Genomic DNA, 13,953 nt, shown 5'->3' with positions numbered 1-13,953 from the left:
GGGACGGTGCCTGGCTGCGCACCGCCGGTCTTGGTTTCAGTGGCGCCCCGTGACCTGGGCGTACAAGTCAGCGTCCGGCCAGGTTGCGCCGCGCCAGGCGACGTGCTGGTCGGGCCGGATAAGGGTGAGCGGGGCAGGGTAGAGGTTGGCGATTCCGCCTTCGGTCGGACGGATCAACGTCAGCGGCACCCCTGCGGCTCGAGCCGCGAGTACGGCGGAATCGACGTCCCTCGCGGCTGCCGCAGGCAAGGCCAGCAATGTGAATCCCGGGCCGAAATGGTCATAGAGGGAGCTGCCGTCGTGCAGCCAGGCGTGGGGGGCGAGGGCGCCGGGATGGGACGAGGGCGTGTAGTTAATGAAGTCGCGGGCAGGCGCGGGGCTGCCATCCGGCACGATGACGGGGGAGTCCGCGTACCGATAGCCCAGCACCACGCCCAGCGTGGCGAACTCGCGCATTTTCGCTGCCTGGATGCGCGCGCCGGCTTCGTGGCGCGCCTGTTCGCCCGCCGCGCCGGCATCTTCAAGGTGCTCGGCCAGCAAGTGATTGCCGAGTATCGAATGGTTGTGCTCGGCTTCATCCAGCACCCACTGGTGTACCGGCCGACGTTCCAGTTCATAGCTGTCGAGCAGCGCGGGGCCGCCCCAGCCTTGCAGCACGGCGGCCAGCTTCCAGCCCAGGTCCACGCTATCGGCTACGCCCATGTTCATGCCGTAGCCGCCGAAAGGCGGGTGCAGATGGCAGGCGTCGCCAACCAGGAAGACGCGCGCCTGCCGGTAGCGGTTGCCCAGGAGTTTGCTCGCGGTCCACTCATCGCTGCTGAGCACCTCGTAGGGCAGGTCGATGCCGGTGGCGCGGGCGATCAGTGCGCGCGCGTCGATGTCGCTGGCTCGCTGTTGCGGATCTACGTGCGTGGGCATGAAGAACCAGGTGTCGCCGCCGTCCATCGGACCTATCAGGCTGGGCGCGTCGCCATTGACCTGCCAGTACATGATGGCGGGCCCGTGCTTATGCGCCTGTGCCAGGCCGGGCGCGCGGAACACGATGTTGTAGTTGCGGGACAGGCCGTGCCTGCCTTCCATGCGCGTGCCGATCAGGTCCCGTACCAGGCTGCGGGCGCCGTCGGCGCCTGCCAGGTAGTCCACTTCCAGTTCGACGTCGCGGCCCTGCGCCAGATCGCGCAAGCGGACGCGCACGCCGCTGGCATCCTGCGACAGGTCCAATAACTCGGTGCGGAACCGGATTTCAACGCCGGGCAGGGTGGCCGCATGCGAGCGCAGCACCTCTTCCACGGTGTATTGAGGAATCCATTGCGCATGTTCCGAGTACAGGGGATTGCGGCCGGGGGCGCAGTACATGGCGTTCTCATGCCGCCCGAGTTCGAAGCCCGCCAGGCGGGTGCAGAACACCACGTTTGAAGGGTAGTAGGCGCCCAGCGGCGATGCTGCCCGCAGGCGGTCGGCAATGCCCCAGCGCCGCAGGTGTTCACGCGTGCGCACGTTGGTTGTCTTCGCCCGTGGGGCGTATCCCACGCGGTCGTTGCGCTCGATGAGCAGGCACGGAATCTTCCTGTGCCCCAGTTCAATCGCCAGACTCAATCCGGCCGGTCCGGCGCCCACGATCAGCACGCGGGGCGAGGCTCGCTTTTCCACCTTAGGTCTCCTGGGTTGCCTGCTTTTTCCTGCAGGTTTTGGACGCATCCTAGGCCTATGCCTCCGATGCTTAAAGATGGCAGAATTAGCTTACTGATATCAAATTTGAATCGCTATCCATGAAGCTGAACACCCTGCGAGATTTCCTGGCGGTGGCCGAACGTGGCGGGGTCAGGGCTGCGGCTCGTCACCTGGACGCGCCGCAGCCTGCAATTTCCCGCAGCATCCGCGAACTCGAAAAAGAACTGGGATGCGTGCTGTTCGAACGGCACGCCAAGGGCGTGCGCCTGACGCCCATGGGCGAGGTTTTTCTCAGGCGGGCCAACGCCATACGCCACGAGCTTCAGCGTGCCCGCGACGAGATCGGCCAACTGAACGGCGAGTCCCGCGGGCGCGTCACGCTCTGCATGTCGACGGCGCCCCATCTGGGCCTGTTCGCCGAAGTGTTGCGGGAGTTCCGGGCGCGCTACCCGGATACTCATCTGGAAATCATCGATGGGGTTTATCCACGGGTGGAGTCGTCCCTGCTCGACGGTACCGTGGACTTCTACATCGGGCCGGTGCCTGCGCGCACGCCGGGTGAACTGCAGGTCGAAAAGCTCTTCGACAACATGCGCGTGATTGTCGGGCGCAAAGGGCATCCGCTTGCGCGCGCACGGTCCCTGCGCGACCTCGCGGGGGCGCAATGGATCACTACCTCCATCACGCACAAGGCCGAAGAGGAACTGGGGCCGCTTTTCGAGAAGCATGGCTTGCCGCCGCCTCACCTCGCCCTGAAAGCGCAGTCGGCGCTGACCTTCATCACGGCCCTGACCAATTCAGACTTGCTGATGATGCTGCCGGTGCAATGGTTGCAATATCCCCTATTGCAGGGGGTATTCCAGGAAATCCGCGTCAAGGAACCGCTGCCGGCGCCGCCGGTGTGCATCGTGCAGCGGGCCGGCTTGCCGCTGACACCTGCGGCCGATTACTACTGCACGCTGGCGCGGCGCGCCAGCGCGCGGGCGCAGGGCTAGCCGCGGGCCGGCCAGTCGCGATCGGGCGCCGGCCTACACGCGCCGGTCCCGGCCAGCCCAGTAGGGCTCGCGCAGTTGCTGCTTCAATACCTTGCCCACCTGGCTGCGCGGCAGCTCGTCGCGGAACTCCACCGACTTTGGCGTCTTCATGCCGTCCAGCCGCGCACGGCAATATGCGATGGCGTCTTCCGCATTCCACCGCGCGCCCGGTTTCAGTTCGATGATGGCCTTGACTGCCTCACCCCAATCTTCGTCCGGCACACCGATCACGGCGCAATCGTTCACCAGGGGATGCGCCCACAGAACTTGTTCGATTTCACCCGGCGAGATGTTGAAGCCGCCCGAGATGATCAAATCTTTCATGCGGTCGACGATGTAGAAAAAGCCGTCGGCGTCGCGATAGCCGACGTCCCCGGTGTGCAGCCAGCCGCCGCGCAAGGCTTGCGCGGTGCCTTCGGGGTTGTTGTAGTACCCGGCCATGACCAGGTCGCCCTGGACCACGATTTCGCCGCGTTCGCCGGGACCGAGCAGCCCGCCTTGCGGATCCATGATCTCCACTCGGACAAATGGGCCGGCCCGCCCGCAGCTGGCCAGCCGGTGTACCGTGTCCTGCCGCAGCGCGGCGACGTGATCCTCGGTGGTCATCGTGGTGCAGGTGAAGGGGGCCTCGGCCTGGCCGTAACACTGCACCATGACGGGACCGAAGACTTCCAGCGCCAGCTTCAGCTTGGCCGCCGACATGGGCGCGGCCGAATAGACGAAGTAGCGCAGCGCGTCGTAGCGCCAGCGGCGTACCTCCGGGTGAGCGAGCAGGCGGTAGATGACGGTGGGTGGGCAGAAAAGCTGGGTGACGCGATGCCGTTCCATGGCTTGCAGAATCGCTTCCGGGCGCGGCGATGGCAATACGATGTTCACGCCCCCATAGGCCAGCGTGGCAAAGGCCACCATGCCGGCCGCATGAGTCAGCGGCGCCACGACCAGATGCACGGGCGTTTCGCGGACCGGCATGGCGGCGAACCAGTTGGCGAGCAGGGTGGCGTACATGCGATGTGTGACCAGCACTCCCTTGGGCATGCCCGTGGTGCCGCCGGTGCCCCGGATCGCCACGATGTCATCGCCGCCGCCCTCGGAGGCCACGGGTGCCGCGCTCTGCGCGGCGGCCCATTGCTCCAGTCCCGGCGCTGCTCCTTGCGGGCCGTCGATGATGACCAGGCTCTTCAGGTCCGGCAGGGCGGCCCGGATCTTGTCCAGGTCGCCCGCGAAACTGCTGTGCAGGAACAGGAAGGCGCAGTGGCCACGCGCGAGTACGTGGAGGTTTTCCTCGATGCTGTTGCGTGCATTGACGGGCAGCCAGATGCCGCGGGACCGGACGATGCCGAGCACCGCGACGAAGGTCAGAAGATGGTTGGGGCTGAGCAAGCAGACCTTGTCGCCCGGGCCCACGCCCGCCGCGTGCAGGCCATTGGCGATGCGGTGGGACAGATCCGCCACCGTGCCGTAGTCCAGGACGCGGCCGCCGGGTTCCGCGAAGCAGGGCGCGCTTGCGGATATTCTCAGGCCGCGCTCGAAGAAATCGATCAGATGGGCCATGGCCTATACGGCATCGGCCGCCGGCCACTGGAAGCGCTGCGCCACCTTGTCGAGAAAGCGCCCGGCCGCCTCGCGGTGGTAGTCGGTGGAGCGGGCCACGCCCTGGCCGGCAGCCTCCAGGTCCAGCATGGTGTTCAAATCGCTGTTGAGCGAAGCGTTGAAAGCGCGTTTGGTGATCGCCAGCGCCGCCATGGGCAGTTCCGCCATCGACAGCGCGATCTGGCGGGCGCGCTGGTGGATCCGTTCCTGCGGCTGGATCTCGAACACGATGCCCATGTCACGGGCTTCCTGCGCCTGGAACTCGCGGGTGGAGAAGGCCAGTTCCTTGGCGCGCTGCAGTCCCACCATGCGCGGCAGGGTATACAGCGTGGCGCAATCCGGGATGGCCCCCAGCCGCAGGAACGACAGGCAGAAGCGCGCGCGCGGCGAGGCCAGGATCAGGTCGGCGGTCAGGGCCAGGCCCAGCCCGGCGCCATAGGCCGCGCCGTCGACCGCTGCGATGACCGGCCGGTCCAGCGTGATCAGGCCTTCGATTGTCACGAGCAGGCTGGCCATGCGTTCGTGCGCTTGCTCGGCGGAGCCGCCGCAGCCCATGGTGGAGATATCGCCGCCAGAACAGAAGGCGCCGCCGGCGCCGGCCAGGATCACCACGCGCACCCCGCGATCGCGCCGGATCTCGCCCACCAGGTGGGCCAGTTCTTCACGCATGGTCAGGTCCAGCGCGTTGCGCTGGGCGGGACGGTTCAGGGTGATGGTGGCGACGCCGCCTTCCACGGCATAGAGCACGGTCTTGAACTCGCTTGAGATGACTTGCATCGGGTAAGTCTCCATGTCTGCCTTCCATGATGGCCAGGCCGCATGCGGGCCCGGCCGCAAGCTGTCGCGGGCCGTCAGGCGATGGCGCCATGCTCGCGCAGGGACTGGATGTCGTCCTGGGTCAGCCCCAGTTCCCCCAGCAGCGCGTCCGTGTGCTCGCCCGGCGCTGGCACTGCGCGGGCCTGCCCCGGCGTGCGGGAAAAGCGCGGCGCGGGGGCGGGGTGGACAGTGCCGGCAGTTTCGATGAAGCTGCCTCGCGCCTGGTTGTGGGCATGCTGCGGGGCTTCCTCGAAATCGAGCACCGGCGCGAAGCAGGCGTCCGTGCCCTCAAGCAGCGCGCACCATTGTTCTCGAGTCCTGCCGGCGATAATGCCAGCGAGCTTGGCGCGCAATTGCGGCCACTGCGCGCGTTCCCATTGCTGCTGGAAATCCGGGTCGTCGATGCCGCAGCGCTCCAGCAGCAGGCGGTAGAACTGCGGTTCGATTGCGCCGATCGACACGTACTTGCCGTCCGCGCACGCATAGCAGCCATAAAAATGGGCGCCGCCGTCCAGCATGTTGGACTGGCGCTGGTTGATCCAGTCGCCGCTTCGCAGCTTGCCGTGATAGGCGCTGGCCAGCAGCGAGGCGCCGTCGCAGATCGCGGCGTCCACCACCTGGCCTTTACCGGTGCGGCCCGCTTCGAGCAAGCCGCACAGCACCCCGAAGGCCAACATCATGGCGCCGCCGCCCATGTCGCCGACCAGGTGCAGCGGCGGCGCCGGTGGTAGTTCGGCATGCCCCATGGCGTGCAGCGCGCCAGTGATGGCGATGTAGTTCAGGTCATGGCCGGCCGCTTGCGACAGCGGCCCGTCCTGCCCCCAACCCGTCATGCGTCCGTACACCAGGCGCGGATTGCGCGCCAGGCACTCGTCGGGCCCCAGCCCCAACCTTTCCATCACGCCGGGCCGAAACCCCTCCAGCAGCGCGTCCGCCTTGTCCAGCAGCCGCAGCACGATATCGGTCGCGCCGGGCTTCTTGAGGTCCAGCGCGATCGTGCGGCGGCCGCGGTCGATGATGGTGCCGCCTCCGCCCAGGAATCCCGGGGCCAGCCGGTCGATGCGGATCACGTCCGCGCCCATGTCCGCCAACATCATGGCGCAGAAGGGACCGGGCCCTATGCCAGCCATTTCCACGACGGTAAACCCGCTCAGGGGACCAGCCATGTCTATCGTCACTCCATGATGAAGCGGGTTCTCAGGATTCGAAGAATTCCGCGCGCGCGTCCAGGATGATCTGGGTGTACTTTTCCATGTTGGCGTCCATGCGGTGGGTCGGCCCCACGATGGAGAGAGCGGTCAATTGCCCGCCTACGCGTCCCGCAATGCCGACGGCGGAGACGCCTTCGTTGCCTTCGTCGCGGGTATGGAAGTACTTCTTTTCCAGTTGGGATTCGATCTGCGTGCGCAAGGTGCCAGGGTCGGTAATGCTGCTGGCCGTAACGTGTTCGAACGGCAGCGCGTCGATCAGCGCATTGCGTTCCTCGGCATCCATCTCGCCCAGCAAGGCCTTGCCCAGCGCCGCGACCTGCAGGTCGAAGGTGGTACCCGGCTGCACCACGTAGCGCAGGGCGCGCGGGCTTTCCTGGCTGGCGTAGATCTTCACCTTGTTGCCGTCGAGCAGGCCGCACATCGAGGACTCGCCAGACTGGCGCGTCAGGATCTCCAGCGCTTCGGAGGCAAATGCCTGCAGCGGGTCGGCCGCCGAGATGCCCTGGGCCACATCGAGCAGCCTGCCTGTCGGGTGGAAGTAGCGGGACTTCGGCGTGCGCAAAAGGTAGCCGGCCTGGCGCAGCGTGTAGAGCAGGTCCGAGCAGCTGCTGTCGGCCAGATCGAGAAAGCGCGCCATTTCCGAATTCGTCAGCGGACGGCGTTCGCGCGCATAGACTTCGAAGACTTGCAGCACGCGTTGCGCGGTAGGGAGGATTTGCGGCATAGGATGTCGGAGTTGAGTGGGGAGCCGGCCCGGGCTTTTACATCGTCGGTCATTTCAACGCGGAAATGCCTAATACGCTTTGCGCCATGAGGAGGGCCTGGATCTGGTTGGTGCCTTCGGCAATGCTCAGGTGGCGGGCGTCGCGGTAATGACGCTCGACGGGGAACAGCGTGGTGTAGCCAGCGCCGCCATGTACCTGCATGGACAGTTCGGCTACGCGCAGCACGGCATCGGTGGCATGGCGCTTGGCCATCGAACATAGCATCTGGCTGTCGGCGGCATTGCGGTCCAGCGCGTCGGCCGCGCGCCAGCAAAGCAGGCGCGAGGTTTCGACCAGCGTCATCATGTCGGCGATCATATGCTGCACCAGCTGGAAGCCGCCTATGGGCCGGCCGAACTGGACCCGGTCGCCGGCGTATTTTACCGCCGCCTCATACGCCGCTTCGGCGATGCCTAGCGCCGAAAACGCCACCACGCAACGGCCGATGTTGAGGTATTTCTTGGCCAACGCGAACCCCTTGCCCTCGGTGCCGATCAGGTTGGCCGCGGGGATCTCCACGTCTTCGAACAGCAGTTCGCCCAGCGGGCAGCTCAGCATGCCCATCTTGTGGATGGGGCTGGACGAGAAGCCTGCCATCGCGCGCTCGAACAGCAGGCACGAGACCCCACGTTCGCCGCTTTGCCGCTGGGTTTGCACGAACACTACGCCCAGCTCGCAGACCGTGCCCAGGCTGATGTAGAGCTTGCGGCCATTGACCCGCCAGCCCGTGGCGGTTTCCACCGCGCGCGTCTCGACGTTCGCGGCGTCGGAACCGATATTGGGTTCGCTCAACGCAAAGCTGGCGATGGCGTCGCCCGACAGGACGCGCGGCAGGTACTTTTCCTTGAGATAGGGCGAGCCCCCATCGCTCAGCACGGAGGCGGCAAGATTGCTGGTGCTGACGATGCTGCGCAGCGACGGCCAGACCCGCGCCAGCTCGGCGATCAGCAGGCCGTAGGTGGTCATCGGCAAACCGTAGCCGCCATCCTTCTCTTGCAACATGCCGCCCAGGAGACCGAAGTCGCGCATGGCGCGCACCATTTCCTGTGGCACCACGCGGCCTTCGGCTTCGTAGCGGTTGACGATGGGTGCGACTTCGGCCGCCAGGTAGCGGCGCAGCGAGTCGCGCAGTTCGGTCTGGGTGGAATCCAGTGAGAAGTCCATGCAAGTCCTAGGCAGATAGGGGCGGGAATGGGGATCTGGCTGTGTTCATGCCGGGCGCGGGTCCGAACTGGATTCCGCGGCTTGGCGCAGGCCGATCAGCGCGTCCAGCGGCACCGCGCCTTGTCCTTCGGCGCCGACCCAGACCGGATTGAGCTCCATTTCCTGCAGTGTGTCGCGGTGGCTCCAGGCAAAGTCGGAGACCCGCAGGACCAAGTCTTCCAGCGCGGCGAGATCGGCCGGCGCCTGGCCGCGCACGCCATCCAGCATTTCGGCATAACGGATCTCGGCCAGCAGCGCGCGCGCATCCTCGCGCGACAGCGGGACCATCCGGTGGGCCACGTCGCGAATGGTTTCGACGAAGATGCCGCCCAGGCCAAAGGTAAGCACCAGGCCGAAAGCCGCGTCGCTGTGCACGCCGACCAGCACCTCGCGTCCGCCGGGCGGTAGCATGCGCTCCACCAGGATGCCGTCCACGATCGCGCCAGGGCAACGCTGCGCGACCGATTCGTGGATGGCGGCATAGGCCTGGCGCGCCGCGCCGGCGCTCGCAATGCCGAGCTTGACGCCGCCTGCTTCCGTCTTGTGCGCGATCTGGGCGCTGACCACTTTCATCACCACCGGAAAGCCCAGATGCTCCGCTTCCCGGGCCGCCTGCTCAGCGCTCGTGACCACCCGGCCTTCTGGTATCGGCAGACCGGCTTCGCGCAGCATGGATTTGGCGTCGGCTTCGCTGAGCATGCGGGGCCCCCCGGTGGCGCCGTCGTCCCCATGTCGGGGCGCCGCGGCAGCCGCGCGAGCGGGGCGTTTCCACGGAATGGCCTTGGACAGGGCCGAGATTGCGTCCGACAGGGACAGGAACGGCAGCAAGCCCGCGGTTTCCAGCAACTGGAAGCCGCCGCCCAGGCGCCGGCTCATCCAGACGGGCACGATCAGGGTGTCGGTTTCGGCGGCAACCGTGGCGATGGCCTGGGCCATGCCGTCGGTAATGACGCCGTAATCCATGGGAATCGGGAACAGCACCGTGCCCACTGCGGAGTCGGCGCATATTGCGCGCAGGCATGCGGCCGAGGCTTCGGGGTTGCGCAGGATGTCGGCGGTGGTGTCGACCGGATTGTCCATGCTGGCGAAATCCGGCAGCAGCTTGCGCAGGGCGGCCTTGGTGTCCGGCGAGAATACCGCCATCGGCAGCCCGGCGGCGCCGGCGATGTCCGCGGCCAGCGCGGCGGTGCCGCCCGAAAAGGTGTAGATGCACAGCCCGTTGCCGCTCTTGGGCGTAATCCGGGTCAGCAGGCGCGAGGCGGCCAGGAGCTGGTCCAGGTCGTCCACCTCGATCGCGCCGAATTGGCGGAACACGGCGCTGTTGACGGCAGCCGTGCCAGCCACCGATGCCGTGTGCGACTGCGCCGCGCGCACGCCGGCTTCGGATCGGCCGACCTTCAGCACCACCACCGGCTTGTTGCGCGCGCGCGCCAGCTCAAGCGCGGCCGTCAGGCGCCGGCCGTTCTTGACGCCTTCCATCAACAAGGCGATGACGCTGATTTTCGGGTCGTTCGCCATGTGGGCGATGAAATCGGGAATCTCCAGATCGACCTCATTACCAGCGGAGAACCACAGGCCCACGCCCTCGCCAAACGACAGGCCCTGCAGCAAATTGCGGCCCAGCCCGCCGCCCTGCGTCGCCAGGCCGATCGAGCCGGCATTCAGATCGTCCTTGAACGCGGGTGAAAAGGTCATGCCCAGGCGATCGCGCACATTCACGAAACCCGGACAGTTCGGTCCATAGACGTGCAGGCCCGTGGTCTGGCACAGCTCGGCGATCTCGCGCTCCAGGCGCTGGCCTTCCGTGCCCGCTTCCGAGAACCCCGACGTCATGACCACTGCAAATGGAATCCCGCGCGCCACGCATTGCCGCAAGGCATCCAGCACCAGCGTGGCGTTGATCATGATCAGCGCCACGTCGATCTCGGCTTCGGGCAGCGCGCTGATGGACGGCCAGCACGGCCGGCCGCCGATCTCCTGATAGGCGGGATTGACCGCGTAGACCTCGCCAGGCACGGAGGAATGCAGCACCAGGTTGTCGTACAGGCGACGCCCCTGGCTGGATTCGCGGGCCGAAGCGCCGACTACGGCCACGTTGCGCGGATTGATAAAGCGGGTCAAGTCAGCGAAGGGCTTCATGCCGCGCCCTCCATGGACCGCAGCACCATCGCGAAGTCGGCCTGCACGACGACCTCGCCGCGCTGGTTGATGGCTTCGCGCCGGAACACCACCTTGTCCTTGCCGGGGCGGTATTGCCCCGTCTTTTCCGTCACTGTCACGCGAACGACGATGGTGTCGCCGATGAAAGTGGGCTTGGGAAAGCGGCAATTGATGTCGATCAGCGCCAGCACGTAGGGCTCCAGCTGGCGGTAGCCGCTGGACTGGGTGGTCAGGCCCGACAGCACGGACAGCACCAGCAGCCCGTGGGCGATGCGCTGGCCGAACGGGGTGGCGCTGGCGTATTCGTGGTCGACGTGCAGGCGGTTGAAATCGCCGGACAGGCAGGCGAAGTTGACGATGTCGCTTTCGGTGATGGTGCGGCCGGCAGACTCGAAGCTGTGGCCGACCTGCAGGGGCTGCTGGGGGGGAAGCGGGGACTGGCTGGCAGGGCTTGCGCTTTGCATGGCTGATCGGATTCCGTAAGGGGGCGCGGGAAGGGCGGTTTACGAAGCGTAGCGGCCGCCGGTCACGTGCAGCAGTTCGCCCGTGATGAACGAGGCGCGCTCCGAAGCCAGGAAGGCCACCGCGTTGGCGATGTCCTCGACCGCGCCCAGGCGCGGCACCGGCTGGCGCGCCAGCGCGTTGGTGCGCAGCGTCTCGTAGGTCGACAGCCCGCGCACCAGCGGCGTTTCGATCAGTCCCGGGGCGATGGCGTTGGCGGTGACGTTGAACTTACCCTGTTCCAGCGCGAGCGCGCGGGTAAAGCCGATCAGGCCCGCCTTGGCGGCCGAGTAGTTGGTCTGGCCGGGGTTGCCCCAGTGCGCGCGCGAGGCGATGTTGATGACGCGGCCCCACTTCCTTTCCATCATCGACGGCAGGGCGGCCTTGGTGCAGTAGTAGGCGCCCTTCAGGATGGTGTCCACCACCGAATCCCAATCTTCCACCGGCATCTTGAGCAAGTACTTGTCACGCGTGAAGCCGGCGTTATTGACCAGGATGTCGATGCCGCCGAACGCATGCGCCGCCAGATCGGCCATGGTCTGGACCTGTTCGGGATCGCAGACGTCCAGCACGGCGCCGATGGCTTCGTGGCCGGCCTGCTTCAGGCTGCCGACCGCTTGTTCCACCGATTCGGGGTTGATGTCCGTAATGACGATCCGGGCGCCTTCCTGCGCCAGGGCCAGCGCCGACGCGTAGCCGATGCCGCGGCCGGAACCCGTGATGACAGCGACTTTACCGGTGAGTTGCAGGTCCATCTCCATTCCCCTTCTGTAGCTGATGAGTGTCGAATTTATTCCGAGGTTCCGAACAAATATACACACCACCGGAAATATTGACAATTAATATCGGCACGTCGTTATACTGTTCGGCATGTCGGAATAAGTTGGCCCGGCATTCCCATATCTCTAAAAAAACGGAAGGAGATCGACTCATGGCAATGTTGAAGGGATTGTTGGCCGCGGTACTGAGCCTGGCTGCTGTCGGAGCAGCCAGCGGGGCCGACACTTATCCAGACAAGCCGGTGCGGGTGTACGTGGGCTTCGCGCCCGGCGGCGCCACCGACCTGCTTGCCCGCCTGTACGCCAAAAAGCTCGGCGAGCGGTTCGGCCAGACATTCATCGTGGAGAACCGCCCTGGCGCGGGAGGCAATATCGCGGTCCAGGCGCTGACGCAGGCCCCGGCCGACGGCTACACCATCGCGATGGCGGCCAACTACGTAGCAGCCAATGCCGCCATGAAGCGCAACCCTTATGACTGGGAGCGCGACCTCATGCCCATCGGCATGGTGGCGTCCACGCCCAATATCCTGGTGGTGCCGCCCGGCTCCAGCATCCAGAGCGTGGATGACCTGGTCCGCAAGGCCAAGGCAGGCGGCAACAAGCTGACCTTCGCGTCGGCGGGCATGGGCTCCTCCATCCATCTGGCGGGCGAGCTCTTCAAGGTCATGGCGGGGGTCGACATGACCCATGTGCCCTACAAGGGTGTGTCGCCGGCGGAAGTGGATCTGATGTCGGGCACGGTCGACATGATGTTCGGCAGCGTCTCCACCGCGATCCCCCTGGTGCAGTCCAAGAAGCTGAAGGCCCTGGCCGTCACCGGGCGCGAGCGCATGAAGGCAATGCCGGACCTGCCCACCATCGAGGAGGCGGGCCTTAAAGGCTATGACGTGGAAGCGGTGTACTTCATGGCGGCGCCCGCCAAGGTGCCGGCGCCGGTCCTGAAGACGCTGGCCGATGCCGTGGCCGACATCAACAAGCAGCCGGATGTGCAGGAATTCATGGACCGGATCTACGCCCGTCCATTGACGGGCGGCCCCGAAGAGGCCCGTGCCTTCCTGAAGACCGAAGTGAAGAAGTGGCAGGGCGTGGTCGACGCCACCGGCATGAAGGTGGACTGAGGCGCGGCACCGGGTCCGATCTCCGGATCCACGACAGCGGGCGCCACAAGCCCGCGGAACACAAGACTATCAGGAGACACACATGAACACACGCAGGCGAGTCGCGCTGGCAGTGCTGGCCGGCCTGATGACTACCTTGGCCGTGCCGCAGACCTCGCGCGCAGCCGATGGCTATCCAAACAAGCCCTTGCGCCTGATCGCGCCCAGTTCGCCGGGCGGAATCCTGGACATTACAAGCCGGGTGATAGGCAAGAAGCTGTCCGAACGGCTGGGCCAGCCGGTGGTGGTGGAGAACGTGCCCGGCGCGGCCGGCATTCTGGGCATGCAGAGTTTGCTGCGCGCGGAGCCCGACGGCTACACGATGATCATGGGCAGCAGCGGGCCGAACGCCGTGAACTACACGCTGTACAGCAAGCTGCCGTACGCCATGTCCGACTTCGCTCCGGTGGCGCGCATCATCACCATGCCGAACGCGCTGGTCGTCAATGCCAACGCGCCGGTCAAGACGCTGGCGGAATTCCGCGACTACGCCCGGAAGAAGCAAGGCAACCTGTCCATGGCCGTGTCCATGATCGGCACGTCCGGCCACCTGGGCGGAGAACTGTTGAAGAACCGCCTGGACTTTACCGCGGTCACCGTGCCGTACAAGGGCGCGGCGCCGGCAACCAACGACCTGGTCGCGGGCCAGGTCGATTTCACCGTCGAAAACGTGATCACCGTGGCCCCGCTCGTCAAGGCTGGCAGATTGCGGGCGCTGGCCGTCACCACCCGTGAACGTAGCCAGATCCTGCCCGACGCGCCTACGTTGGCCGAGCAAGGCTATCCCGACGTGGATGTCGGCGCGTGGCTGGGCGTGCTGGTCCCGGCGCGCACGCCGCCGGCCGTGGTCGCGCGCCTGAACACGGAGCTCAACGCAGTCCTGGCCGACGAAGAAGTGAAGAAGCAGCTGGCGCAGCAAGGGGGCATTCCGCTGGGCGGCACGCCGGCCGAGTTCGATAGCTTCATCCGGTCGGAAAAGGACCGCTGGGAAAAAATCATCAAGGCCGCCGGCATCAAGGCGGAATGACCAGCATGCCGGCGGCGGCAACGCGCCGCCGGCATGCGTA

12 protein-coding genes are annotated in these 13,953 nt (G+C 66.2%); 3 read left to right on the top strand and 9 right to left on the bottom strand.

What is annotated here, in order from left to right; genetic code table 11:
* Positions 1–36: 36 nt before the first annotated feature.
* Positions 37–1,650, bottom strand: coding sequence for an FAD-dependent monooxygenase (locus CEY08_RS01670; RefSeq protein WP_076815714.1), 1,614 nt, complete (start codon positions 1,648–1,650; stop codon positions 37–39).
* A 119-nt stretch (positions 1,651–1,769) separates the two neighbouring features.
* On the opposite strand from CEY08_RS01670, the gene CEY08_RS01665 reads away from it, so the two are divergent.
* Positions 1,770–2,666, top strand: coding sequence for a LysR family transcriptional regulator (locus CEY08_RS01665; protein ID WP_063959895.1), 897 nt, complete (start codon positions 1,770–1,772; stop codon positions 2,664–2,666).
* 33 nt (positions 2,667–2,699) lie between these two features.
* On the opposite strand, the gene CEY08_RS01660 is transcribed toward CEY08_RS01665, so the two are convergent.
* From CEY08_RS01660 to fabG, 8 genes are read right to left on the bottom strand one after another with little or no spacing between them, the layout of a single operon-like run.
* Positions 2,700–4,256, bottom strand: coding sequence for a class I adenylate-forming enzyme family protein (locus tag CEY08_RS01660; protein ID WP_076815712.1), 1,557 nt, complete (start codon positions 4,254–4,256; stop codon positions 2,700–2,702).
* Between the two features lie 3 nt (positions 4,257–4,259).
* Positions 4,260–5,087: an enoyl-CoA hydratase/isomerase family protein gene (locus tag CEY08_RS01655; protein ID WP_063641782.1), complete on the bottom strand. Its 828-nt coding sequence runs from the start codon at positions 5,085–5,087 to the stop codon at positions 4,260–4,262.
* A 59-nt stretch (positions 5,088–5,146) separates the two neighbouring features.
* Entirely contained in the window at positions 5,147–6,277 is a 1,131-nt protein-coding gene (locus tag CEY08_RS01650; protein WP_063641780.1) for a CaiB/BaiF CoA transferase family protein, read from the bottom strand.
* 31 nt (positions 6,278–6,308) lie between these two features.
* Positions 6,309–7,046: an IclR family transcriptional regulator gene (locus CEY08_RS01645; RefSeq protein WP_042792504.1), complete on the bottom strand. Its 738-nt coding sequence runs from the start codon at positions 7,044–7,046 to the stop codon at positions 6,309–6,311.
* Positions 7,047–7,095: 49 nt separating this feature from the next.
* Positions 7,096–8,250: an acyl-CoA dehydrogenase family protein gene (locus CEY08_RS01640; protein WP_042792505.1), complete on the bottom strand. Its 1,155-nt coding sequence runs from the start codon at positions 8,248–8,250 to the stop codon at positions 7,096–7,098.
* 45 nt (positions 8,251–8,295) lie between these two features.
* On the bottom strand, positions 8,296–10,428 hold the full coding sequence (locus CEY08_RS01635; RefSeq protein ID WP_076815710.1) for an acetate--CoA ligase family protein: 2,133 nt from the start codon (positions 10,426–10,428) through the stop codon (positions 8,296–8,298).
* Complete coding sequence (locus tag CEY08_RS01630; protein WP_042792506.1) at positions 10,425–10,913, bottom strand: MaoC/PaaZ C-terminal domain-containing protein; 489 nt, start codon at positions 10,911–10,913, stop codon at positions 10,425–10,427. The genes CEY08_RS01635 and CEY08_RS01630 overlap by 4 nt, the downstream gene beginning before the upstream one ends.
* Positions 10,914–10,952: 39 nt before the next feature.
* Positions 10,953–11,705: a 3-oxoacyl-ACP reductase FabG gene (gene fabG / locus CEY08_RS01625; protein WP_042796847.1), complete on the bottom strand. Its 753-nt coding sequence runs from the start codon at positions 11,703–11,705 to the stop codon at positions 10,953–10,955.
* Between the two features lie 176 nt (positions 11,706–11,881).
* Here fabG and CEY08_RS01620 point away from each other — a divergent pair, with 176 nt between their 5' ends.
* Together CEY08_RS01620 and CEY08_RS01615 are read left to right on the top strand one after the other, a co-directional pair.
* Complete coding sequence (locus CEY08_RS01620; RefSeq protein WP_042792507.1) at positions 11,882–12,847, top strand: Bug family tripartite tricarboxylate transporter substrate binding protein; 966 nt, start codon at positions 11,882–11,884, stop codon at positions 12,845–12,847.
* An 82-nt stretch (positions 12,848–12,929) separates the two neighbouring features.
* Positions 12,930–13,913 (top strand): Bug family tripartite tricarboxylate transporter substrate binding protein, encoded by a 984-nt coding sequence (locus CEY08_RS01615; protein WP_076815708.1) that lies wholly within the window; start codon positions 12,930–12,932, stop codon positions 13,911–13,913.
* Positions 13,914–13,953: the final 40 nt, after the last annotated feature.

The sequence above is a fragment of the Achromobacter insolitus genome (genome assembly GCF_002209555.1).
Taxonomy (GTDB): domain Bacteria; phylum Pseudomonadota; class Gammaproteobacteria; order Burkholderiales; family Burkholderiaceae_B; genus Achromobacter; species Achromobacter insolitus.
This window is presented reverse-complemented; position numbering and strand designations above follow the sequence as displayed.